The following is a 22,609-nucleotide window of genomic DNA, read 5'->3' as shown; positions in this document are numbered from 1 at the left end:
TCCGAAAACATTGCCCCTGAAAACATTGATTGACATCCCTCTCTCTTGTTGGCTATAAGGAATGGTGGCTGTCTTGCGATGTCCTGCTCATGTCCCCTGAGATTTTTGAGGTTTTTGAGATTTTTGAGGTTTTAGCGCTCCCCATTCTGTTTTTTTCATGCGTTCCTCTTCCCATCGCGACACGCTGTCCGCCACAGACAGAGATATGCGTCTGCCTTCTGACGTTCGTGTCTCCCTCGAATTTTTTCCGCCACACACGCCCTCCATGCAAAAGCAACTATGGGCATCCATCGAACGTCTCGCGCCTCTTAATCCCGACTTCGTCTCCGTGACCTATGGGGCGGGAGGAAGCACAAGGGAACGCACCCATGCGACTGTCTTGCGTATCCTACAGGAAACAGCGCTCACCCCCGCCGCCCATCTCACATGTGTAGGAACGACAAAGGAAGACATCCACGCTATTGCCAGACGCTATGCTGACAGCGGCATACGCCATATCGTCGCCCTACGAGGCGATAGAACATCCGCCATGCCACAGGCCCATGATGCCTATCTCTATGCCTATGAATTGGTGGAAGCCTTATGCGCTATGGCCGATTTCGATATTAGCGTCGCCGCCTATCCCGAAACACACCCTGAAGCAGAAAGTCCTCAAGCTGATATGGACAATCTTCAACGCAAAATCGATGCTGGCGCCAAACGCGCTATCACGCAATTTTTCTTCGATACAGATGCCTTCTTACGCTTTCGAGATGCGCTCCATGCCCGTGGCCTCCATGTGCCTCTTATCCCCGGTATTCTCCCTGTGACAAATTGCTCACGCACCCTCGCCTTCAGCAAACGCTGTGGCACCCACGTCCCCGCATGGATAAGAACGATGTTCGAAGGACTTGACGATGACCCAGAGACGCGCAAATTGGTGGCGGCGAGTATCGCCTCCCAACAATGTCGAACGCTTTATCACCATGGGGTGCGCCGATTCCATTTTTACACCCTCAATCGGGCTGACCTCACCTTTGCCATCTGTCATATCCTAGGGCTACGTCAGAAGCATAAGGAGGCGACATAGCCGATGACGCATATTCTCGACTATATGAATGACTATGTTCTCTTAGCTGACGGGGCGATGGGAACACAGGTGCAAGCGCGCGACCTCTCTATCGAGAAAGATTATTGTGGATGTGAAAACTGCACGGATGTCCTCTCTATCAGTCGTCCTGATGTTATCCGCGACATTCACATACGTTACTTGCAGGCAGGCGCCAATGCTGTCGAGACGAATAGCTTTGGCGGCGCAACACGCACATTAGGCGAGTTCGACTTGAGCCATCTCTGTTTTGACCTCAATAAACAGAGCGCTGAAATCGCTCGAGAAGCTATCGACGCATGCACACAAGATGATAAACCCCGATTTGTCTTAGGCTCTATAGGCCCCGGGACGAAACTTCCCAGCTTGGGACATATCTCTTATGACGCCTTAGAGCAATCCATCCAACAGCAATGTGAAGGCTTGCTCTCTGGCGGTGTCGACGCCCTCTTGGTAGAGACAGTCCAAGATCCCTTACAGGCAAAAGCAGCCCTCACAGCAGCCCTCAACGCCATCGACAAGACACAGAAAGATGTCCCCCTCTTCTGTCAGGTGACCATCGAAACAACAGGCACGCTCCTCGTCGGCACCGATATACAGGCAGCATCCACCATCATCCATCCTTTCCATCAGGTCGCCCTCCTTGGCCTGAATTGCGCCACAGGACCACAAGAAATGGCGCCCCATATCCAAAGCCTCAGTGAGCATTGGCCACGCATGATGTCAGCCCTCCCCAATGCCGGCTTGCCTGAACTTGTGGATGGGAAAACCCATTATCCTCTGGGACCAGAAGAAATGACACGCTGGCTCGAACGATTCGTCTTCGAATGGGGTGTCACGATGGTCGGAGGATGTTGTGGCACAACGCCAGAGCACATACAAGCCATCGATGCCATGCTGAGCAAGCATGCCGACAATGCCATAGGACGCCCACGGGTGAAAAAACGCCAGCTGCCAGCGTCTTCACAGGCATCTGCCGCATCACTCTATAAATCTGTGCCATTCGCCCAAGAAAACGCCTTCTTTAGTATCGGTGAGCGCTGTAACGCCAATGGCTCAAAAGCCTTCCGTGTCCTCCAAGAACAAGAAGATTGGGAACGCTGTGTCGCCATGGGCGATGCGCAAATAAAAGAAGGCGCGCACGCCCTCGATGTCTGCACAGCATTCGTGGGACGCAAGGAACTGGACGACATGGACGCCATGGTCACACGCATGCGAGGCGCTATGACCGTGCCGCTCGTCATCGATTCCACAGAATATGACGTCCTCGAACACGCCCTCAGCCTCTATGGCGGAAAAGCCATTATCAATTCCATGAATTTCGAAGATGGCGTCGAACCCGCACGGAAAAGACTCGCTCTGGCAAAGCGCTTTGGAAGCGCCATCATCGCCCTCACCATCGACGAAAAAGGGATGGCGAAAACATGCGAAGAAAAATGCAACATCGCCCAACGCCTCTATGATGTCGCATGTCAAGAGCATGGCCTAGACCCTCACGACCTCCTCATAGACCCGCTCACCTTCACCATCTGCACCGGCAATGAAGAAGACAGACGCCATGGCATCGAAACCCTCAACGCCATCAAAGCCATACGTGAAAAACTCCCCCTTTGTCAGATCATCCTTGGGCTCTCCAATATCTCTTTTGGCCTCAATCCAGCAGCACGCCACGTCCTCAATGCCGTCTTCCTCGACCACGCCCTCAAACACGGCATGAATGCCGCCATCATCCATGTAGGACGTATCGTCCCCCTCCATACAATCCCAAACGAAGACGTGACCCTCTGCGAAGACCTTATCTATGACCGCCGACGCGAAGGGTATGACCCCCTCACAGAATTGCTCAAACGTTTTGCCGACCGTCAAGAAGATAAAACACACAACACGCGCGCTAAAACACCAAAAACCATCGAGGAAAAACTCAAGCAACGTATCATCGATGGCGACAGAGTGGGCTTAGATGAAGACCTCGCCATCGCCATGAAAACCCATACACCCCTCGCCATCATCAATACCATCCTCCTAGAAGGCATGAAAGTCGTGGGCGAACTCTTCGGCGCGGGAAAAATGCAACTCCCCTTTGTCCTGCAATCTGCTGAAACAATGAAAAAATCTGTCGCCTTCCTCGAACCTCACATGGAACGCACCAAAGGACAGCATAAAGGACTCATCGTCCTCGCCACCGTCCGTGGTGATGTCCATGATATTGGTAAAAATCTCGTGGATATTATCCTCACGAATAATGGCTATAAAGTCATGAATCTCGGTATCAAACAGCCCATCGAATCCATCATCGAAGCAGCCCATACCCACAAAGCCAACGCCATCGGCATGTCGGGACTCCTCGTTAAATCCACCGTCATTATGCGCGAAAATCTCGAAGAAATGACAAAACAAGACATGACAATCCCCGTCATCCTTGGTGGCGCTGCGCTCAACAGGCGCTATGTTGTAGAAGAATGTGTGCCAGCTTATGCTTGCGGACAAGTCGCCTACGCCCAAGATGCCTTCGATGGATTACAACTCATGGAGCATGTGCGCCAAAAATCCTTCGACCAAGCCCTCGAAGAACAAAAGCAACGCATCGAACGCCACCAAAAAAAACGCAAAGAAAAAAAACCAGAGCCCGCAACACAAAACACTAAGCCACAGAAGACGCAACCACAAAATATAACGACACGCCCAACAGATGATATGCCCGCCATCGCCATCAGCACCCGCCATATCGAAGAGACAGACATCCCCACACCGCCTTTCTGGGGACCACGCCTCGTCTCCCATGTCCCCCTCAAAACCCTTATCCCCTACGTGAACCGCCGTATGCTCTTCCAATTCCATTGGGGTTACAAAAAAGAAGGACGCTCACCTAAAGAATTTCAACGCTATGCCGCTGAGACCCTAGAGCCCATCCTCCACACATGGATACAACGCGCCGACAAAGAACGTATCTTTCAACCACAAGCCCTCTACGGATATTGGCCTTGCGGGAAGGAAGGCAATGACCTCGTCCTCTTCGACCCCGAGACGCCACACCAAGAGTGCGCACGCTTCACCTTGCCACGCCAAAACCATAGCCAACAGCTCTGCATTACCGATTTCTTGAGGAGCGCAAACGATAAACAACGCGATTGTATCGCCCTACAGCTCGTCACAGTGGGAAGAAAAGCAACAACCAAAGCACAAGAGCTCTTCGAAGAGAATGCTTATCAAGATTATCTCTATCTCCACGGGCTAGGCGTCGAACTTGCCGAGAGCATGGCCGAATATATCCATAAACGCATACGCCATGAGTGGGGATATGGGCATGAGGATGCCGAGAGCATTCCACAACTCCTTCAACACCAGTATCGAGGGACACGCTATTCCTTTGGCTATCCCGCATGTCCCAATCTTGCTGACCAACGCATGCTCTTACGTCTCCTTGACGGACAACGTATCGATGTCCACCTCAGTGAAGGCGACCAACTAGACCCCGAACAATCCACCTCCGCCATTGTCCTCCATCACCCACAATCGGGATATTTCTCCATATGACAACAGACACACAGGCATAGCAAAAGACGTGGTAAAAATCTTGTGTATCCATTATGATGATGACGCCACAGAACGTGCGGGAGTAGCTCAGAGGTAGAGCATCACGTTGCCAACGTGAGGGTCGCGAGTTCAATTCTCGTCTCCCGCTCTCCTGCTCAAGAGACACGGAGTCATACGTCACGGAAGGGTAACATCACGAGAAGGTGGCGCGATGTCTAGGGAGACAGCATGAAGGCCACCCGCCTTTGTCATCCATGGGGCAAGCACTTTATGGACGGCACGTTGACGTGCGATAGGAGTCAACCCTATAAAGACATCACTGACGATATGAATATGGATATGTGTTTCACGAGCAACCCGCCCGCCCATTGCCTGATGTCCTCGGTGGTGTGCTGAATCATCGCGAATTGCTAATTCCTGTGGAGAAAATGCCAGACGCAATGCATGTTCTATGGTCTCTATCGTGCCCATGCCGTCCTTATACGCCCATTGATATGTTAACGTGATGACTCTTATCCTAAACCCTTTGCCAGCAAAAGGCACGACTCTTATGGGACAGGTCAATTGGCGTGGCTTGTGGAATCTCTATGTCAGAGAAACGAGACGTTTCCTCACCATTCCCGCCCAATCCCTGCTGGCGCCCCTCGCCTCTACCTTGCTCTTTTATCACGTCTTCAATATCGCCCTCGAACGTGAAGGGACAACAATCCTCAATGTGGATTTCAATGATTTCCTCATCCCCGGCCTCATTATGATGGCGATCATGCAAAACGCCTTTGCCAATGCATCGTTCTCGCTCGTCATTGCCAAAGTGCAAGGAAGTATCGTCGATAGCATTATGCCTCCCCTCACGCCCTTCGAATTGGCGGTAGGCTATAGTCTTGGTGGCGTGTCGCGCGGTATTGCCGTCGGCGGCGTCACCCTGCTTGGCATGATGCCTTTTTTCCCCCATGTGTCCTTTGCTTTGCCTGCCTACATCCTGTTTTATGGACTCTCCGCTGCCTTCATGCTGGCGACCATCGGCGTCATCTGTGGTGTCCTTGCTTATAAATTCGACCATCTCGCCGCCCTCACCAATTTTGTCGTCACGCCCATGACGTTCCTCTCAGGGACATTCTACGTCATAGAGCAATTTCCGCCCGCCATCCATCAATTGATGTCTTACAACCCATGCTTTCACCTCATCGATGGGTTTCGCTATGGCTTTATCAGCCATGCCGATGGGATGCCTTTTTCTCTCGCCGTCATTCTGTCTATCACCCTCATCAATATAGGCTTGTTGCTGGTGGCATGGCTTCTCATCAAAAAAGGGGTGGGGTTAACACAATAGGCATGATGGCGTATGCTTGTGCTCCCCGTAACACACATATAACGTATGATGACAAGGATGATGTCACCCCCCTCCCATGTTCTCCCGACCTATCAATTCTCCCATCGCTTTGTGCGTGGCGAGGGGGCGTATCTTTTCGATGACACGGGACAACGTTACCTAGATTTTACCAGTGGTATCGGTGTCACATGTCTAGGACATTGTCATCCCGCCTTAGCTGAGACGGTGGCACAACAGAGCACAACATTATGGCATCTCTCGAACCTGTTCACAGATGGCGGACAGGAACGGGTGGCGTCCCTTCTCTGTCAGCACTCGTTTGCCGACAAGGTGTTTTTCTGTAATTCAGGCGCAGAAGCCATCGAGGCGGGAATCAAATTATGCCGCCGATTCTTTCAAAGACAAGGACAGGGCGAACGCCATCGCATTATTGCCACACAACGCGCCTTCCATGGGCGCAGTCTCAGTGGAATCGCCGCGTCTGGACAAGAAAAACTCACCCGCGGCTTTTCGCCTCTCCCACCAGGCTTCGACCATGTGGCCTTTGGTGATATAGACGCCATGACACGCTGTCTCAGTCCCCAGACAGCCGCCATCCTCGTTGAGCCCATTCAAGGAGAAGGCGGTATCTATACAGCCGACAACGCCTATCTAGAAGCGCTCTCGACCCTCGCCAGAGAGCATGGATGTCTCTTGTTCTTCGATGAAGTGCAATGCGGTATGATGCGGAGCGGAAAACTCTTCGCCCACCAATGGACAAGCGCCACACCCCACGTCCTCGCCACAGCAAAAGGATTAGGAGGCGGATTCCCAGTAGGCGCATGCCTATGCTCCGATGATGTGGCACAAGGATTAGAACGCGGGTGCCATGGCTCAACCTTTGGCGGAAATCCCCTCGCCATGGCCGTTGCCCATAAAGTACTGACAATCATCACCGAAGAAACCTTCCAAGACCATGTCATGCGTATGGCCCATATCCTACAAGATGGCTTGACAAGCATCGTCAAAGACTATGCCCATATTTTCTCCGCATGGCGGGGAAAAGGATTAATGTTGGGATTGGTATGCCATGTCCCTATGGCCGATGTTCTCCATGCCTTTCGACAGGCCCTTCTCCTCGCTGTGCCCGCCAGCAACAATGTGTTGCGTCTCCTGCCGCCCCTTATCATTCATGAACAGCATATTGACGAAGCCCTGCGCGCCATCAAAAACAGCTGTGAGGCTCTTTCCTCGTCCCGCCCCTGAACGTCTCATTGTCCTCTCCCCGCCAGTCCAGACCTCACGCCAGACTCCAAGCCAGAATCCATGTCAACAGCGCTCCGCCATTTTCGAGACCTCGACTCGCCCGCCATCTCTCTCGACAGCCTACGCCATATTTTAGATGTGGCGCGCACATGGAAAAAGCACCATAGGACAAGAACATTGCCTCCCGCCTTGCGTGGCTTCACCCTCTCTATGCTGTTCCTACGTCCTTCAACGCGCACGCATCTCTCCTTCCACCGCGCCATGACGAGCTTAGGCGGCGATGTCATCGACCTAAGAGCATCACAGAGCCAAATGCAACGAGGCGAACGACTCAAAGACACCGCACGAGTCCTGCAATGCTACAGCGATGTCATCGTTGTCCGCGGCACAGAGGAAGAATTACAAGAGGTGATGAATGACGTCACCATCCCCGTCATCAACGGCTTGACAGACAAGAGCCATCCATGTCAAATCCTTGCCGACATTATGACATTCGAAGAAGAACGTGGCGTCATAGACAACGCCACCATCGCATGGCTTGGCGACTATAACAATGTCACATGCTCATGGGTTCAGGCGGCAACAGCATGGGGATTTCGCCTCAATCTTTCCGTCCCGCCCGTCTTGCAGAGCAAGATACCGCCCCTCCCTTCGTCCCATATCCATATCATAGACAATCCTCAAGATGCCGTCCGCACAGCGGATGCCGTCGTCACAGATACATGGCGCTCTATGGGTGTCTCCATGCCACAAGCCCATATCGATGCCCTCGCCCCCTATCAAGTCAATGACGCCCTCGTCTCCCATATGCCACGCTCTGCCCTGTTCATGCATTGCCTGCCAGCCCACATAGGCGAAGAAGTCACCGACCATGTCTTCGAGAGCCAACGTTCTGTCGTCTGGAAGGAAGCGGAAAATCGTCTCCATGTCCAACGCGCAATCCTCGCATGGTGTCTCGATGCCCTACCATAAGCGCCATAGGAAAAGGCGCTACGTCATTACCAACGCCAAAAGCGAGGAAGTAACGTTATCAGCGCCGTATAAATCTCCAAACGCCCAATGAGCATGCCCCCGCTCAAGAGCCACTTGGCATGGTCGGGAAGATAGGCAAAACTATCAGTGGGACCAAGGTCACCCCCTAAGGCGGGACCCACATTGGCAATGGCGGTGGCTGCTGCCGACATGCTCGTCTGAAAATCCAAACCAACCCACGTGAGCGATAACGCCAAGACAAGAAACGTAAAGGCGAATAAAAAAATGAACCCCATCACCGACTCGGCAATGTCTTGAGGAACAGCCGTGCCATGATAATAGGGAACGAAGACCCCTCGAGGATGGGCTATCCTCTTGATATGGCACGCCGCAACAGCATAGGCGATTTGAAAACGAAAAATCTTGATACCGCATGTCGTCGAGCCAGCACAACCACCCGCTAACATCAAGAAAAATAACAATGTGACGGCAAAAGAGCCCCACAAAGTCGCATCAGACGTGACAAAACCCGTCCCCGTCATCAAAGACACCGTGTTAAAGGCAACCTCACGCACCAACGTCACCAAATCTGTGCCGTCATCATACGATAAACGCCACAGCACAAGGACAGCGATACATGACACGAGAGTCGCCAAAAAAGCACGCACCTGACTATCCAACCACAAAGAACCCGCGCGCATATGGTGGACGCGCAAATACAACACAAAGGGGAGAGACCCCAGCACCATAAAAAACGTTATCGTCACATCGATGGCGGGTGTCGCAAAGCCACCAATGGAGTCATCAGATGTGGAAAAGCCTCCCGTTGCGACCGTCGTCATGCTGTGTGCTACCGCCTCGAAGCCCGTCATGCCAAAACCATAGAGGCATAAGGCACAAAGAAACGTCAGAGCGAAATAGATCGCCCCAATGGCCATAGCAACTTGTCCCACCCGTGGAAAGGCCTTTTGGGACGCCGTACTAGAGTCCAACTGGAAGAGCTGCATGCCACCTATCCTCAAAACAGGAAGAATGGCAACCGCCATCACAACAAACCCTATGCCACCAAGCCACTGCAACAAAGCGCGCCATAATAAAAATCCTTTGGAACGTTCAGCAAGCTCAGACACAACCGTCGACCCCGTCGTCGTGACGCCAGACACAGACTCGAAAAGAGCATCGGTGAGAGATAACGACTCAGCCACAAGAAGAAAAGGCAAAGCCCCAAAAAGAGACGCCGTGAGCCACATGCTCGTCGTGAGGAGAAATCCTTCGCGCACCGAGAGGGAAAAATCATCCATATAGTAGGTAGACGCAAGAGTCACGCCAAAAAAGAACGTGATACTCGCCGCAATGGCAAAACTATGCCAATTCGTATGCCCCGCCACCATATCGACAGTGAGAGGCAACAGCATAAAACATGCCAACACACACAAGAGAATGCCAATAATGTAAAGGACAGGCCTGAAATCTAACACGCAACATCCCACATCAATTGACGACGCCGACGCCTGCCACCATCCTGATGGACAAGCATTGGTTTTACCTCAACAGCTTGCTCCCAATGAGATTGAGAAACTCGGCGCGCGTGCGGGGGTCATCTCGAAATGCTCCCGTCACATGACTCGTCACCATAGCAACGCCCTTCTTATGAACGCCACGTGTCGTCATACAATGATGGACTGCCTCAATGACAACGCCCACACCTCTTGGTTTCAACGCCTTGTCGATGACGTCAGCGATCTGCGCCGTCATACGTTCTTGGACTTGTAGCCTCTTCGCAAAGACATCAACAACCCGCGCCAACTTGCTGATGCCCACAACACGTTGCGAAGGTAAATAGGCCACATGGACATGGCCTGTGATAGGCGCAATGTGATGTTCACAATGGGACTCAAAAGCGACATCACGCAAAAGCACCATATCTTCATAGCCATTAATCTCATGAAATGTCTTGCCAAGAATCTCGTAAGGGTCCTGTTTCAATCCCGCACAATGTTCGCTCAAGGCATCGATATAACGGCGGGGAGTCTCTAACAACCCCTCCCTTGTCACATCTTCACCAATCCAGCGCAAGAGAACCTTGACAGCGTCAAGAGCCTCTTGGCGCGAAACATCTTTGTTTTCTTTCATGACATCATTGTTTCCTTTCATCGGCTCAACACATATATCGGAGGTTATTATGAGGGGTTATCAGGAGGACGGGGTGTCAGTTGATGGAACGAGGTTGATGGGGAATATCCAGAGAAAAACCAGGGATATCGACATGGAATGTCTCACCGCCTTCGCTAACCATTTTATAGCGTCCTAGCATAAAGCCAGAACAGGTGTGAAGAGGCGTCCCGCTCACATATTCGAAAGCGGCACCCGGCACAAGGACGGGTTGCTCACCGACAACACCTTTCCCCTTCATCTCCTGCACGACACCGTTAGCATCGGTGATGCTCCAATGACGTCCCACAAGGGTCACCGTGTCCTCTCGGTTATTCTCTATGCGGATATGGTACGCCCATACATAGTAGCTCTTGTCTGGGTCCGATTGCTCCTCTAAATAGACGGGCTGAACGGTGACACGCATCATCTGCGTCTCTTTCATATAATGCATAGACATTCTTCTTTTTCCATTCATACGTCCTCTTCGCCTCACCCTTATACAGCTTTTTCCCATGCTTGTGCAATATCTTGCATAAGGTCGTCTGTCTCTTCTAGCCCTATAGAAAGACGCACGAGATTGTCGGTTATTCCTACCTGCGAACGTTCTTCCTCTGTCAAGCGGTGGTGGGTCGTTGTGGACGGGTGGACAGCAAGACTCCGTGTGTCGCCAAGATTGTTGGAAATAAGAAAGAGACGAAGAGCATCAAGGAAGGCAAAGGCATGTCTCCTGCCACCATGACGCAAGGTGAAAGAAATCATCGTGCCACCAGCCTCCATCTGCGTCTTGGCCAAAGCATGGTCGGGATGGCTTTCTAAATAAGGATAAAACACACGCTCCGTCTGGGGCGCATCCTCTAAAAAACGGGCAATGGTGAGGGCGCTAGCACTCTGGTGACGCACACGCATATCAAGAGTCTCTAACCCCTTCACCATCACCCATGCGCTGAAAGGGCTCATGGAGGGTCCCGTATTGCGTATGAAGGGCTTCACCATCTTGTTGCAAAAATCCTTGCTCCCTAAAATCGCGCCCCCCATACAGCGCCCATGCCCATCAATATGCTTCGTTGCCGAATAGACAACAATATCAACACCAAAGAGAAACGGATTCTGCAAACATGCCGTCGCAAACACATTATCCACGATAACGTTCGCCCCACACCTATGGGCACAGGCACAGAGCCACGCCATATCGATAATCTCTAAGGTGGGATTGGACGGCGTCTCGATAAAGACGACATCCGTCTTTTTGCCTAAGGCGCGTTCCCATGCCTTTTTATCACGCCCATCCACCAGCGCGATCTCGACACCAAAACGCGGAAGAATATCGGTGATAATGTAGAGACAAGAACCAAACAGGGCGCGGGATGCCACAACCCGACTGCCTTCCCGTAGCTGACACATGAGCGCCGCAAACACAGCCGCCATGCCACTGGCCGTCGCCCAACATCCCTCAGGGACATGATGCCCCCCTTGTGCTGCGCCTTGATGATACGCCACCATCTTTTGCTCGAACATGGTGACGGTGGGATTGCTATAGCGTGAGTAAATATAACGCTCTTTTTCGTCCTTGAAGGCTGCTTCTGCTTCTTGCGCATTCTTATAGACATACCCAGATGTCATATAGAGCGCTTCGCTCGTCTCCATAAAACCACTACGCAATTGCCCGCTATGGACAGCGCGTGTCGCTCGCCCGCCCTGTGCTGAGCGTGCTTTTTCCGTCATCAGTCGCTCTTTCACCTTGCCTCCTTATCAAGATTTTTTTCTCGTTTCCTTTCTCTCTCAGTTGTCATGCTTTTTCCTCAATATGACAATACGATTTGTGTTTGTTCCTTCCTCGTTGTTACGTATACCCCAACAATGTGATGTCTTTGTAAACGTCTGTTTGTTAACCATAACGCCAATCATGTCAAAAGGTAAACCAACACTGGCACTGATAACATGGTCATCTAGCCGTACCGTTCCTTTACGCACTTCCCCCACCTCGAAGGCGATATGCCCGCCCGACTTTGTCATTCTCGCCAGCTCCGTCAGCGTCCTCTTCATAAAGAAACGCCACTCTTCAATCTTGCGGTGATGGGAAATCTTCACGCTCAAAGGGTCAATGCCAAGAAACCAACAGCGCAACCAATTGTCATGGCCGTAATTGACGACATCCAAGAAAGGAGGCGACGTTACAACAAGAGCAACAGACCTATCGGGAATCTTATGTGTTTTATGGGATTCTGACGTAAAAAATTGATAGTGGGACGTAGGGGGCGTGGGGTGAGACAACAGCCTGATGGATTTTTTTAAAATGAGCGCGGGAATATCTCTTAATGGCGGCCTTTGTCGCCGTTGTTCATTGATTTTCCTTTGCCCTTCAACGGACATGGCTTGATTTGGGGGAAGCGTATAAACAGAAAAAAAGCCGGGGGAATGTCCCGTCAAACGATTGACGGCAACCATCTCTATCCAACCGTCAACCTTATCAAAAATGCCTTGTTTTTTACGCACCCACAACCAATGTCTCAATCCCTCTAATCCTGCCAACGTCTTTGGATGATAGAAGACAAGGAGCTCTTCATGCCTAAAATCTATAAAATCGTTCCACGGAATGGCTGTAAGACGCGCCTTAACCTCGCAAAGGGCGGGAGCGTTGATACGTGGCTCAGTGAGTGTTCGACTCAGTGGATTAACATCATTGCCAAAGGGAATACGATTGTTGAGCATTGTTTCGACTGGCGTTGTCCCCCTCCCCATAAAGGGGTCATAGACAATATCACTGGGGGCTGTGAGGCGCTGGATAAAAAAGGCTGGAAGTTGAGGCTTGAAACAGGCTCTGTAGCTGACGTCGTGAATAGGATGTGCCTGACGTTGGCGCGACGTCCAAAATTCACCGACAAAATAAGGGATACCATCAACGATATGAGGAACGCCAAAATCTCTATAACGTCGCTCTTTCACCTCGCCTGCCTCCTCGCCTTCTTGTACGCCAACACATAAAATTCAAGGGAGTCCGACCTGCTCGCCTTTGGCTTGAGTCTCTTGATAGCATGGAAATGGCGATTGAGACGGGTGAAAAAGACACCTTCATCCACGCCTTGATAGAGCTTGCATAGGAAAAAGCCACCCTCACGGACAAGAAAGAGCGCTAAACGCAACGCATGACGCGCTAACAGAATCTGACGCATATGGTCTGTCGCCTTATGGCCCGTGGCGTGGGGCGCAAGGTCTGCCATCACACCATCGAAGGGATGGCGTCCCTCTTTCACGTCCCATGTTGAGACACGATGGCGGATGGCATGCATGCTCTGTCGCTCCCGAATATCCAATACCATCGTCATAACGCCATCTATAGACGCCATGGGAGGCGCCATGGGACGCGTATCCACCGCCATGACATGGGACGCCCCATGCTTGAGGGCAACGACGCTCCAACCGCCCGGCACTGCTCCAAGGTCAAGGATGACACATCCCTTCGTAAAAAGACGATGACGCATGTGGATGTCCTCTAATTTATAGGCTGCCCGAGATGGCATGGCGTCGCGCTGTGCCTTCAAGACATAGATGTCCCGATGATGGCGCTGAAGCCAGCGCCTCGATGATATGCTCCGTTTCCTCACCCCCCTTTGCGTCATCTTTTTTTTCATTGTGAAAAAGCACCCGTTACGTTAGCATAGAGGCGTTCTGCGGGATGAACGTGGCGTTGTAGCGTTGGGGGATCGTCTAACGGTAGGACAGCGGACTCTGACTCCGTCAATGCTGGTTCGAATCCAGCTCCCCCAGCACACGTCCTCCAACATCCCTCCCACACCAATCCCCACACCAATCCCCACACCAATCCCCACACCAATCCCCACACCAATCCTCTGGCGGGCATGCCTACCAATTATGGCGACGTCTGTTATCGAGGACATCGCGCACCATGCGTTCATAAAGGCGCGCCATCGCCCTTGGCACAAAAGCGACATAGCGACTGCCACAAGAATAATCACACGCCGCCGCATGGGTATAGAGCCCTTCATAGAAAGTCTCATGCACCTTCTTCATGGAACGCAACAAGGCTTCGAGGCGACTGCGGGAAAGATAGGCGTCATCAATGATCAGGGGCGCATGGCGCAAAAGTTCTTTCTCTAAACATGCAAGCCGCCGCCGTTCCCCCATCACCATCAGCTCCGTGTTCTCTGAATGACGTAACGCTTCAGTCGTGCGCGCACATGCCTCGATGATCGCATCAGCGGAAGGCGCTGCCGTGACAGGCCTGTCCCCATTGACCATGCCCATCTCCTCTCCCATCGACTGAGCCGTCTGCGCCGTTCGAGTCTCCTCCTTCCCAAGAACGTTATGCGCACTCACCATACACCCCAGCACGACCCAACAACATGCCATCCCATATCTCTTCATGACCTTATCACTCCCTTTTGTTGTCCCTTGCGCCACAATAGCGCTCACTTTCGAGGCGTCACCTCACCCATCTCAATGCCATGGGGAGACAGATAGTGTGAGAGCATAGAGACTTTTTCTGCAAAGGCGTCCTCCGTGAGAGCCTCACAGACAGCAACAACGACCGCTTGCGTATTGGACGCACGTACAAGCCACCACCCATCCTCGTCATCCACACGGACGCCATCCACAGCGCCATAGGCAACCCCATCCTCCTCCAGATGTTTCTTTATACGCTCGAGAAGAGAAAATTGCACGCCCTCCTGACATGCCAAACGCATCTCACCCGAATGATAACTCTTGGGAAAGCTGTTACGCAACGCATGCAATGTCTTATCCTGTCGTGTGAGCCATGACAAGAAACGCAAAGAAGCATAAAGGCCGTCATCATAGCCTTCATGGCAGTCTTTGAAAAAGATATGCCCGCTCATCTCACCACCAAAAGGGGCGTTCATGCGCGCCATCGCCGCCTTGATGATGGAATGCCCCGTGGGAATCAGACGGAGCGTGCCACCACACGCCTCGACATCCTGTCTCAGGCAATATCCCGCCTTGACATCACTGACAATGACACCCCCCTTATGGGACGCCAACACATCCCGCACTAAACACGCAAGAAGCATATCCATATGAAGAGTCTGCCCTTCATTATCCACAACACCCAAACGGTCGCCATCACCATCGAAGGCAAACCCAATATCATAGCCACCCTCACAGATGGCTTGTTTCACATGAGTCAGATTGTCCTCCACAGACGGGTCAGGGTGATGGTGCGGGAAACGCCCATCCACCTCGCCACAGATGATATGATGTCGACCAGCTAAGCCATCAAGGAGAGAAGGAAGCACGACACCCGCCGCGCCACTACCAGGGTCCCACACAACAGACATAACACCAAGACGCGTCCCCTCTAGCGCCAAACGAAGACGGGCAACATACGCCTCTAACACATCCCTCTTTTCTATCTTACCACAACCATACACAACGTCACCTTGCGCAATGCGCCGCGCTAACGCCTTGAGGTCGTCCCCATAAAAACTCGATGTGCCAAGCATGCACTTAAAGCCATTATGGTCAGGGGGATTATGAGAGCCCGTGACCATAAGACCACCGCTCGCCTTGAGGTGATACACGCTGAAATAAAGCATAGGCGTCGGCACCAACCCAATATCCCAGACAAGAACCCCAGACGCCTTCAGCCCCTCACATAAGGCTGTTTTAAGCGCCACAGACGATAAACGCCCGTCATAACCAACACACACCGCCCTATTGTCCCCTGTCCTCCCTTCTGCCCGCTGTGCCAGAAGACTCCCAAAGCCCATGCCAATGGCATAAGCATCTTTGGCATGGAGAGTCTCACCAACAATCCCACGTATGTCATAGGCGCGCACAAGGCTAGGGTGAAGCACATGAGAAGGAGACGTTGCCATCGTCATGTCTTGTGCTGTCCACACCCTATATGTTTCTGCCTATGGCATGCAGCCGCCAACAAACCATCCTTCGAGCCACAATCGAAACGCCACCCCTGAAAAGGCATGCCATAGAGCGCCCCTCGAGACGCCATGTAGGCTGCTAAACCATCTGTCAATTGATGTTCCCCGCCAGCCCCAACATCAATATGGGCGAGGCGCTCCATCACGTCACGGGGAAGAATATAACGCCCCACAACCGCCCAATTGCTTGGCGCATGCTCTCGCATAGGCTTCTCCACAATCTCTGACGCCTCGATGCCAGAGGTGACGCCATCCATCATGTCCACCTCGCCACAGACGGGACGTATGACGCCATAGCGAGAGACATCCTCATAGGCAACCTGTTCTAAGGCAACCCACGCCCCCTGTTGCCCTCGCCTATGCCAGCCATCACACATCTGTTGGAGGCATGTCTTACCCTCTGTGTCGATAAAATCATCGGCAAGCAACACAGCGTAATAGTCATCATCGGCCACATGGGACGCCGCACAGAAAATCGCATCCCCTAGCCCCCGAGGAGAGTCTTGCTCAACAATGATACTGCCCTTCGAGATAAACGATAATCTGTCGAGAAAAGCGCCTATGGTCTCACCCTCCTTGTGTCCTTGCGCCTTTTTTTTTGCAACAAAAGCATCCAGTGCCTTATGGGGACGTAGATAGTCGGCAATACTCCTATCCCCCTTCGTGACGATGAAGATAAAACGCTCGACACCAACGCTCACCGCCTCGTCAAGGACAGCCTGCAAGAGGCAACGGTCATAGACGGGAAGCAACGCCTTATTGACGCCTTTCGTCAATGGCATGAGTCTACTCCCTAACCCCGCAATGGGGAAAAGCGCTGTCTTTAAAGAAGGGGCGGAAGAAGACATGACGCCGATGTTAACATCCTAACAAAGTGTCCCGCGCCTGATTCAATGTCACCGCCAAGCCTTTCGACCCACCTTGGTCGGGATGAACCCGCCTCATCAAATCCTTATAGGCTTTGTTGACGACCTCTTCATTGAGGGGATGGGTTTCCTGCAACCCCAATATCTCCAGAGCCTCCTGCCTCGTCATCGCCCCGCTACCATAAGAGGACGCCCTGTTCTGTCCCCTGTCATGGCCATGCGGGCCATGCGCACCGCCAGAGGACGTGCCATAGAAACGCCACGCACGATGAACGTTACGCCACATAGGCATCCAATTCACGAAAAAAGGAAGAAGAGCTGGCAAAGACGACAAGGCGGCCATCAATTGCCCTCGCCATAGGAACAAGACCGCAACGCCTACAACAGCCACAATCGCCAAAGTCTTCACCATAGGCGTGGCCATCGCCCGTGTCGTCTGCCTACCCACAGAGGACTCGTCTTCCTTAGATGACGCACGCCCCCAATAGAGGGCGTAGGCGCGCAGGCATGCCAAGACACAGACAAGAAACGCTAAACCACCCGCTAGAAATAACAGCATGCGACTCCCTCGATAATACTCTATGCTATGCCCACCATACCTCTTGTATACGTGACAAAAGACATCATTTCAACGCCCAAAACGCCTCCCTGTCGACCCCCGCCATAAAACCCCCGCCGTAAGATCCATGCCACACGTCACTGAGACACTCGATGCCATTATTATCCTTGCCGCTGGACAAGGAAAGCGCATGAACAGCGACACACCAAAAATGCTCCATACCATCGCTGGTGCCTCCATGCTCAAACATGTGGCGCATGCGACCAAACATATTCCATGCACACAACGTCTCTGTGTCGTCCCGCCTGAACCTATGGGAAGCATCATCCATGAAGACGTGCCTTCGATGACAAAAATCATCCAAAAGACGCCCCAAGGCACAGGAAACGCCACCCTTTGTGCCGCCAACGCCATAAGAGAGGAACGCTCTGATACCCTCATCCTCTGTGGGGATACGCCCCTCCTCACGACAGAGATCCTTGACGACCTTATCACGACACGCCGTCAAAAAAATCTCACGGCGACCATCGCCGCCGTGGACGTCGTGCCTCCATGCGACTATGGGCGTATTATCCGTGATAAGAAAGGGCGTATCATCGCCATCATCGAGGCAAAAAATGCCTCAAAAGAACATTATGCGCAAACACGCTGTTACGTCGGCATGCTCGCCATACAGACAAAACTGCTACGCCCTCTCTTACAGAAGATACCGAAAAATCCTGTGAGCGGAGAATATGACCTCACCCATATCATACGCCTCATGGCAGACCAAGAGATGCCCCTAGACGATGTGCTGATGCCCCATACCCACGTACTCGGCGTCAATACGCCAGAAGCGCGCCAAAAAGCCGAAGACATCATGCAACAACGCCTCCGTGAACGCGCCATCAAAGCGAAAGCATCCCTCCTGATGCCTCACTCCCTCTATTTCAGCTACGATACGCAATTGGCAGAAAATGTCCGCGTCGAACCATTCGTCTTTTTTGCCCCCAACGTCACCATTCGCGCCCATAGCCACATACGCGCCCATAGCCACATAGAAGGCGCTCATATCGGACAAAGAACCACCATAGGACCTTACGCCCGTATCAGACCGCACTCTTCCATAGGCGATGAAAGCCGTATCGGCAATTTTGTCGAGATTAAAAACGCCACCATAGGACATAAAACCCGTATCAATCACCTCAGCTATATCGGTGATGCCACCATCGGCCGCAACGTCAATATCGGCGCAGGCGTCATCACATGCAACTATGACGGCACAAAGAAACATCATACGACCATCAACGACCATGCGTTTGTTGGAAGCAATTGCGCCCTCGTCGCCCCCCTCACCATCGGCGAAAAAGCAACCATCGCCGCTGGCAGCACCATCACACGCAATGTCTCAGCACAAGCCCTCGCCATCTCACGCCCACCACACAGAGAAATCCCACACTGGTCTCAGCGACGGCTCGCAAAAACATAACGATAGACCCCTCTCTCATTGGAATAACGCACATGTGTGGCATTATCGGTATCACAGGAACAAGGAATGTAACGCCTCTCATCCTCGAAACATTACATCGATTAGAGTATCGAGGCTATGACTCCGCTGGTATCGCCACCGTCTGCGACCATGTCATCCATCTACGGCGAAAAGAAGGCAAACTGAAACAACTGGAAGCGTTGCTGAAAAAAGAACCCATGCCACACCATAGCCATTGTGGCATAGGGCATACACGCTGGGCAACCCACGGGCGACCTACGACAACGAATGCCCATCCCCATAGCACCGACAATGTCGCTGTCGTCCATAATGGCATTATCGAGAATTTCCTCGAACTGAAAGAACACATGACCCATAACGGCTCACACTTCCAAACAGAGACCGACTCGGAAGTCATCGCCCATATCATAGACCATCACCTGCAACAGAATCTCTCGCCCCTCGATGCCACACGCAAAACCCTCACACAATTGGAAGGCGCTTTCGCTATCGTCATCATTTTTCGTCAATTCGATAATCTGCTCATAGGCGCAAGACTTGGCTCGCCCCTCGCCATCGGCTTTGGCGACGGCGAAATGTATCTGAGCTCCGATGCCATCGCCCTCGCCCCCTTCACACAACGCCTCTGCTACCTCGAAGAAGGCGACCACGTCACCATCACGCCAGATACATGGCATATCTACGACCATCACAATAAAAAACAACAACGCCCCATAAAACAAACGGCAACCTCAGGCGCCACCATCGGTAAAGGCGACTTCCCGCACTTTATGCTCAAGGAAATCTACGAACAGCCTGCCGTTGTCGGGGAAACGCTGGAAAGTTTTATCAATCCTCTGACACGCACCATCGCCATGCCCGCTAAAACAGGCGACCTCAGCCATATCCAACGCATGCATATCATCGCATGTGGAACATCCTACTATGCGGGATTGGTGGCACGCTACATGCTGGAAAGAACAGGACATATCATGACGCAATGCGACGTGGCATCGGAATTTCGCTATCGCTCGCCAGTCCTCTGCGAAGGCGATGCGTGCGTCTTTATCTCACAATCGGGAGAGACCGCCGATACCCTCGAAGCCATGAAATTGGTGAAGGCACACCATCCGTCCATCCCACGCATTGCCCTCGTCAATGTGGAAGAAAGCTCCATCGCACGCATGGCAGACCATGTCCTCCTGACTCATGCAGGCCCTGAGATTGGCGTGGCATCTACCAAAGCCTTTACGACACAGCTTGCCTTGCTCGCATGCTGGACCATAGGCTTGGCAAAACAACGTCGCCATATCACCACGCAAGAAGAACAACAGCTCGCCCGCGCCTTGATAGAAATCCCCACCCTCATGTCCGATGTCCTTGCCCATGAGAGACAGATACGCGCCATCATCACACAACATCATATCACAAAAGCATCGTCTGTCATGTATCTGGGGCGGGATGATACATATCCCATTGCCCTAGAAGGCGCTTTGAAATTGAAGGAAATCGCCTATATTCACACCCAAGCCTATGCTGCTGGCGAAATGAAACACGGCCCTATTGCCCTTATCGATGAAAATATGCCCGTTATCGTGCTCGCTCCCGACTCTGCCGTCCTCAGAAAAACCCTCTCCAATGTCGCTGAAATCGTCTCGAGAGGAGGCAATATCATCCTCTTTGCGACAAAAAAGACCATAGACACCAGTGGCCTCCCCCCGCACTCTTGTTTCGCTATGCCAGACGCCCATGCATTCACAAATCCCTTGCTCTACGCCCTCCCCGTCCAACTCCTTGCCTATCACACAGCATCCATGCTGGGAACAGATGTGGACCAACCACGCAACCTCGCTAAAGCTGTCACCGTCGAATAATCATGTCCCCTAACAATCGTGAGAACAATACACGGCACAAGATGGGATAAGGCGTATGACGTATGACTATGACCTCTATGTTATCGGCGCTGGCTCTGGTGGCGTGCGCCTCGCGCGCAAAATGGCGCATAAAGGCATGCGTGTCGCCATTGCCGAACAAGACGCCTTTGGTGGCACATGTGTCAATAAGGGATGTGTGCCAAAAAAACTTCTCTCTTACGCCTCCATCGAAGCCAGTCGCCACATCGTCGCCCAATCATACGGCGTGTGTAGCGAGTCGCCCCGTGTCGCATGGGAGACCCTCAGAGACGCCGTGAACAAAGAAGTCCAACGCCTCAATGGCCTATACCGACAGCTCCTTATCACCCATAGCGTGGATATTCATCAAGGACACGCACACCTCACAAGCCCTCACCATGTGCGCATCACCCAGCAACAGGAACAACAACAGACAACATACACAAGCAAGCATATCGTCATCGCTACAGGCTCTTTCCCCTATAAACCGCCTATCGATGGCATAGACCATGCCTATACATCCGATGATATGTTCACCCTGCCAACCTTGCCACAACGTATCGCCATCATCGGGGGGGGATATATTGCCGTAGAATTCGCCTGTATCCTCTGTGGCTTGGGTGTCGATGTCGTCCTTATCCATCGGGGACCACGTATACTCTCTGCCTTTGACGAAGCATTGGGAACAGCGCTCAGCCATGCCATGAGGCTAAAGTCCATTGATGTCTTATGTTCGTCATCCGTCACACAGATAAAAAAACAAGGGAAAGGATACCAACTAAAGCGCATCCATGCGCCCGATACCCACGTAGACGCCGTCCTGTGCGCCACAGGACGCCTCCCTCTGACTCAAGACCTTGGCCTCGAGGACGTAGGAGTCCGCACCAATGACAAAGGCGCTATCCTCGTCAATGACATGTATCAAAGCGCTGTGCCGTCCATCTATGCCATAGGCGATTGTATCGACCATATGAACCTGACGCCCGTGGCTATCGCCCAAGCCGAAAGGCTCGTCTCACACTTCACGCAAAGCGCACAACAGAGCAACGCCATCGACTATGACGCCATCCCCACGGCTGTTTTCAGCACACCACCCATCGCCACCATCGGACTCAGCGAACAACAAGCCCACGCCCGTCAAAAGCCCATCCGTACTTGCACCCAACGCTATACGCCCCTCAAATATAGCCTCACCGCAAAATCCGATGTCCACACGTCACTTATCAAAGCCATCATCAACAGCGACGACCATAATATCATCGGACTCCATATGATAGGATTAGACGCACCAGAAATCATGCAAGGATTCGCCGTCGCCTTTCGTATGGGCATGACCCTCAACGACCTACACCGCACCATCGGCATTCACCCCACATCTGCCGAAGAATGGGTGACCCTCGACAAACCATAAGACATGAGACGGGAAACAAGACGGGACAATGAATGACGCGCAAGGACAGCGCCTCCGCACCCTATAACCCCGTCAAAAGAGAAAAAACACCCCCCGCGCCCCCCAGCGCGCATGCGCCTTTGCATGCATTTCTTGCGCAGGGTAGGTCATGTCAAAGCCCAGCGCCCCCCAGCGCG

The 22,609-nt window shown here is 52.4% G+C and carries 19 protein-coding genes and 2 tRNA genes; 10 read left to right on the top strand and 11 right to left on the bottom strand.

What is annotated here, in order from left to right:
• The first annotated feature begins 205 nt into the window (after nt 1–205).
• The 3 genes from metF to GDA54_01965 all read left to right on the top strand — a co-directional run bounded on the left by metF (nt 206) and on the right by GDA54_01965 (nt 4,769).
• A complete protein-coding gene (metF, locus tag GDA54_01975; protein ID MBC6497077.1) occupies nt 206–1,069 on the top strand; it encodes a methylenetetrahydrofolate reductase [NAD(P)H] in 864 nt (287 codons plus the stop codon).
• Between the two features lie 3 nt (nt 1,070–1,072).
• Nucleotides 1,073–4,621: a methionine synthase gene (gene metH / locus GDA54_01970; GenBank protein MBC6497076.1), complete on the top strand. Its 3,549-nt coding sequence runs from the start codon at nt 1,073–1,075 to the stop codon at nt 4,619–4,621.
• A 76-nt stretch (nt 4,622–4,697) separates the two neighbouring features.
• Nucleotides 4,698–4,769 (top strand) — tRNA-Gly (locus tag GDA54_01965).
• 29 nt (nt 4,770–4,798) lie between these two features.
• Here the strand turns inward: GDA54_01965 and GDA54_01960 are convergent.
• Nucleotides 4,799–5,092 carry a BolA family transcriptional regulator gene (locus GDA54_01960; protein MBC6497075.1) on the bottom strand — a complete coding sequence of 98 codons (294 nt, stop codon included), beginning with the start codon at nt 5,090–5,092 and terminating at the stop codon, nt 4,799–4,801.
• Between the two features lie 34 nt (nt 5,093–5,126).
• Between GDA54_01960 and GDA54_01955 the strand changes: the two genes are divergently transcribed.
• The 3 genes from GDA54_01955 to argF are packed head-to-tail and all read left to right on the top strand — an operon-like array spanning nt 5,127 to nt 8,168.
• Nucleotides 5,127–5,951 (top strand): ABC transporter permease, encoded by an 825-nt coding sequence (locus GDA54_01955; GenBank protein MBC6497074.1) that lies wholly within the window; start codon nt 5,127–5,129, stop codon nt 5,949–5,951.
• 48 nt (nt 5,952–5,999) lie between these two features.
• Nucleotides 6,000–7,196: an aspartate aminotransferase family protein gene (locus GDA54_01950; protein MBC6497073.1), complete on the top strand. Its 1,197-nt coding sequence runs from the start codon at nt 6,000–6,002 to the stop codon at nt 7,194–7,196.
• A 60-nt stretch (nt 7,197–7,256) separates the two neighbouring features.
• The gene (gene argF, locus GDA54_01945; GenBank protein ID MBC6497072.1) at nt 7,257–8,168 is read left to right on the top strand and encodes an ornithine carbamoyltransferase; all 912 of its coding nucleotides are present in this window, start codon (nt 7,257–7,259) and stop codon (nt 8,166–8,168) included.
• Nucleotides 8,169–8,194: 26 nt separating this feature from the next.
• Here argF and GDA54_01940 read toward each other — a convergent pair whose 3' ends face one another.
• The 6 genes from GDA54_01940 to GDA54_01915 form a co-directional block, all read right to left on the bottom strand.
• Nucleotides 8,195–9,646 carry a TrkH family potassium uptake protein gene (locus tag GDA54_01940; protein MBC6497071.1) on the bottom strand — a complete coding sequence of 484 codons (1,452 nt, stop codon included), beginning with the start codon at nt 9,644–9,646 and terminating at the stop codon, nt 8,195–8,197.
• 64 nt (nt 9,647–9,710) lie between these two features.
• Nucleotides 9,711–10,301 carry a GTP cyclohydrolase I FolE gene (gene folE, locus GDA54_01935; GenBank protein ID MBC6497070.1) on the bottom strand — a complete coding sequence of 197 codons (591 nt, stop codon included), beginning with the start codon at nt 10,299–10,301 and terminating at the stop codon, nt 9,711–9,713.
• A 76-nt stretch (nt 10,302–10,377) separates the two neighbouring features.
• Entirely contained in the window at nt 10,378–10,779 is a 402-nt protein-coding gene (gene apaG / locus GDA54_01930) for a Co2+/Mg2+ efflux protein ApaG (GenBank protein ID MBC6497069.1), read from the bottom strand.
• A 38-nt stretch (nt 10,780–10,817) separates the two neighbouring features.
• Entirely contained in the window at nt 10,818–12,044 is a 1,227-nt protein-coding gene (gene metZ / locus GDA54_01925) for an O-succinylhomoserine sulfhydrylase (protein MBC6497068.1), read from the bottom strand.
• A gap of 57 nt (nt 12,045–12,101) precedes the next feature.
• The gene (locus GDA54_01920) at nt 12,102–13,265 is read right to left on the bottom strand and encodes a site-specific DNA-methyltransferase (GenBank protein MBC6497067.1); all 1,164 of its coding nucleotides are present in this window, start codon (nt 13,263–13,265) and stop codon (nt 12,102–12,104) included.
• Nucleotides 13,262–13,939: an RlmE family RNA methyltransferase gene (locus GDA54_01915; GenBank protein ID MBC6497066.1), complete on the bottom strand. Its 678-nt coding sequence runs from the start codon at nt 13,937–13,939 to the stop codon at nt 13,262–13,264. The genes GDA54_01920 and GDA54_01915 overlap by 4 nt, the downstream gene beginning before the upstream one ends.
• A 77-nt stretch (nt 13,940–14,016) precedes the next feature.
• On the opposite strand from GDA54_01915, the gene GDA54_01910 reads away from it, so the two are divergent.
• Nucleotides 14,017–14,087 (top strand) — tRNA-Gln (locus tag GDA54_01910).
• A gap of 96 nt (nt 14,088–14,183) precedes the next feature.
• On the opposite strand, the gene GDA54_01905 is transcribed toward GDA54_01910, so the two are convergent.
• The 4 genes from GDA54_01905 to GDA54_01890 are packed head-to-tail and all read right to left on the bottom strand — an operon-like array spanning nt 14,184 to nt 17,662.
• Nucleotides 14,184–14,690 (bottom strand): hypothetical protein, encoded by a 507-nt coding sequence (locus GDA54_01905; GenBank protein ID MBC6497065.1) that lies wholly within the window; start codon nt 14,688–14,690, stop codon nt 14,184–14,186.
• A 59-nt stretch (nt 14,691–14,749) separates the two neighbouring features.
• Nucleotides 14,750–16,174 carry a phosphomannomutase/phosphoglucomutase gene (locus tag GDA54_01900; protein MBC6497064.1) on the bottom strand — a complete coding sequence of 475 codons (1,425 nt, stop codon included), beginning with the start codon at nt 16,172–16,174 and terminating at the stop codon, nt 14,750–14,752.
• A gap of 2 nt (nt 16,175–16,176) precedes the next feature.
• The gene (locus GDA54_01895; protein MBC6497063.1) at nt 16,177–17,085 is read right to left on the bottom strand and encodes an NTP transferase domain-containing protein; all 909 of its coding nucleotides are present in this window, start codon (nt 17,083–17,085) and stop codon (nt 16,177–16,179) included.
• 10 nt (nt 17,086–17,095) lie between these two features.
• Entirely contained in the window at nt 17,096–17,662 is a 567-nt protein-coding gene (locus GDA54_01890; protein MBC6497062.1) for a hypothetical protein, read from the bottom strand.
• 127 nt (nt 17,663–17,789) lie between these two features.
• Here GDA54_01890 and glmU point away from each other — a divergent pair, with 127 nt between their 5' ends.
• The 3 genes from glmU to gorA are packed head-to-tail and all read left to right on the top strand — an operon-like array spanning nt 17,790 to nt 22,433.
• The gene (glmU, locus tag GDA54_01885; protein MBC6497061.1) at nt 17,790–19,130 is read left to right on the top strand and encodes a bifunctional UDP-N-acetylglucosamine diphosphorylase/glucosamine-1-phosphate N-acetyltransferase GlmU; all 1,341 of its coding nucleotides are present in this window, start codon (nt 17,790–17,792) and stop codon (nt 19,128–19,130) included.
• A gap of 32 nt (nt 19,131–19,162) precedes the next feature.
• Entirely contained in the window at nt 19,163–21,004 is a 1,842-nt protein-coding gene (gene glmS, locus GDA54_01880) for a glutamine--fructose-6-phosphate transaminase (isomerizing) (GenBank protein MBC6497060.1), read from the top strand.
• 55 nt (nt 21,005–21,059) lie between these two features.
• On the top strand, nt 21,060–22,433 hold the full coding sequence (gorA, locus tag GDA54_01875; GenBank protein MBC6497059.1) for a glutathione-disulfide reductase: 1,374 nt from the start codon (nt 21,060–21,062) through the stop codon (nt 22,431–22,433).
• The last annotated feature ends 176 nt before the right edge of the window (nt 22,434–22,609 follow it).

Source organism: Alphaproteobacteria bacterium GM7ARS4 (genome assembly GCA_014332745.1).
Classification (GTDB): Bacteria; Pseudomonadota; Alphaproteobacteria; order GM7ARS4; family GM7ARS4; genus GM7ARS4.
Note: the sequence above shows the minus strand (reverse complement) of the source record. Positions and strands in the feature narration are given on the sequence as shown.

Excerpts from the sequence above, each read along its gene's own strand:
- metF (MBC6497077.1), top strand. The coding sequence starts at position 206 with ATGCGTCTGCCTTCTGACGTTCGTGTCTCCCTCGAATTTTTTCCGCCA.
- metH (MBC6497076.1), top strand. The coding sequence starts at position 1,073 with ATGACGCATATTCTCGACTATATGAATGACTATGTTCTCTTAGCTGAC.
- GDA54_01960 (MBC6497075.1), bottom strand. The coding sequence starts at position 5,092 with ATGGGCACGATAGAGACCATAGAACATGCATTGCGTCTGGCATTTTCT.
- GDA54_01955 (MBC6497074.1), top strand. The coding sequence starts at position 5,127 with ATGACTCTTATCCTAAACCCTTTGCCAGCAAAAGGCACGACTCTTATG.
- GDA54_01950 (MBC6497073.1), top strand. The coding sequence starts at position 6,000 with ATGACAAGGATGATGTCACCCCCCTCCCATGTTCTCCCGACCTATCAA.
- argF (MBC6497072.1), top strand. The coding sequence starts at position 7,257 with ATGTCAACAGCGCTCCGCCATTTTCGAGACCTCGACTCGCCCGCCATC.
- folE (MBC6497070.1), bottom strand. The coding sequence starts at position 10,301 with ATGAAAGAAAACAAAGATGTTTCGCGCCAAGAGGCTCTTGACGCTGTC.
- apaG (MBC6497069.1), bottom strand. The coding sequence starts at position 10,779 with ATGTCTATGCATTATATGAAAGAGACGCAGATGATGCGTGTCACCGTT.
- metZ (MBC6497068.1), bottom strand. The coding sequence starts at position 12,044 with ATGACGGAAAAAGCACGCTCAGCACAGGGCGGGCGAGCGACACGCGCT.
- GDA54_01915 (MBC6497066.1), bottom strand. The coding sequence starts at position 13,939 with ATGACGCAAAGGGGGGTGAGGAAACGGAGCATATCATCGAGGCGCTGG.
- GDA54_01905 (MBC6497065.1), bottom strand. The coding sequence starts at position 14,690 with ATGGCATGTTGTTGGGTCGTGCTGGGGTGTATGGTGAGTGCGCATAAC.
- GDA54_01900 (MBC6497064.1), bottom strand. The coding sequence starts at position 16,174 with ATGGCAACGTCTCCTTCTCATGTGCTTCACCCTAGCCTTGTGCGCGCC.
- GDA54_01895 (MBC6497063.1), bottom strand. The coding sequence starts at position 17,085 with ATGTCTTCTTCCGCCCCTTCTTTAAAGACAGCGCTTTTCCCCATTGCG.
- GDA54_01890 (MBC6497062.1), bottom strand. The coding sequence starts at position 17,662 with ATGCTGTTATTTCTAGCGGGTGGTTTAGCGTTTCTTGTCTGTGTCTTG.
- glmU (MBC6497061.1), top strand. The coding sequence starts at position 17,790 with ATGCCACACGTCACTGAGACACTCGATGCCATTATTATCCTTGCCGCT.
- glmS (MBC6497060.1), top strand. The coding sequence starts at position 19,163 with ATGTGTGGCATTATCGGTATCACAGGAACAAGGAATGTAACGCCTCTC.
- gorA (MBC6497059.1), top strand. The coding sequence starts at position 21,060 with ATGACGTATGACTATGACCTCTATGTTATCGGCGCTGGCTCTGGTGGC.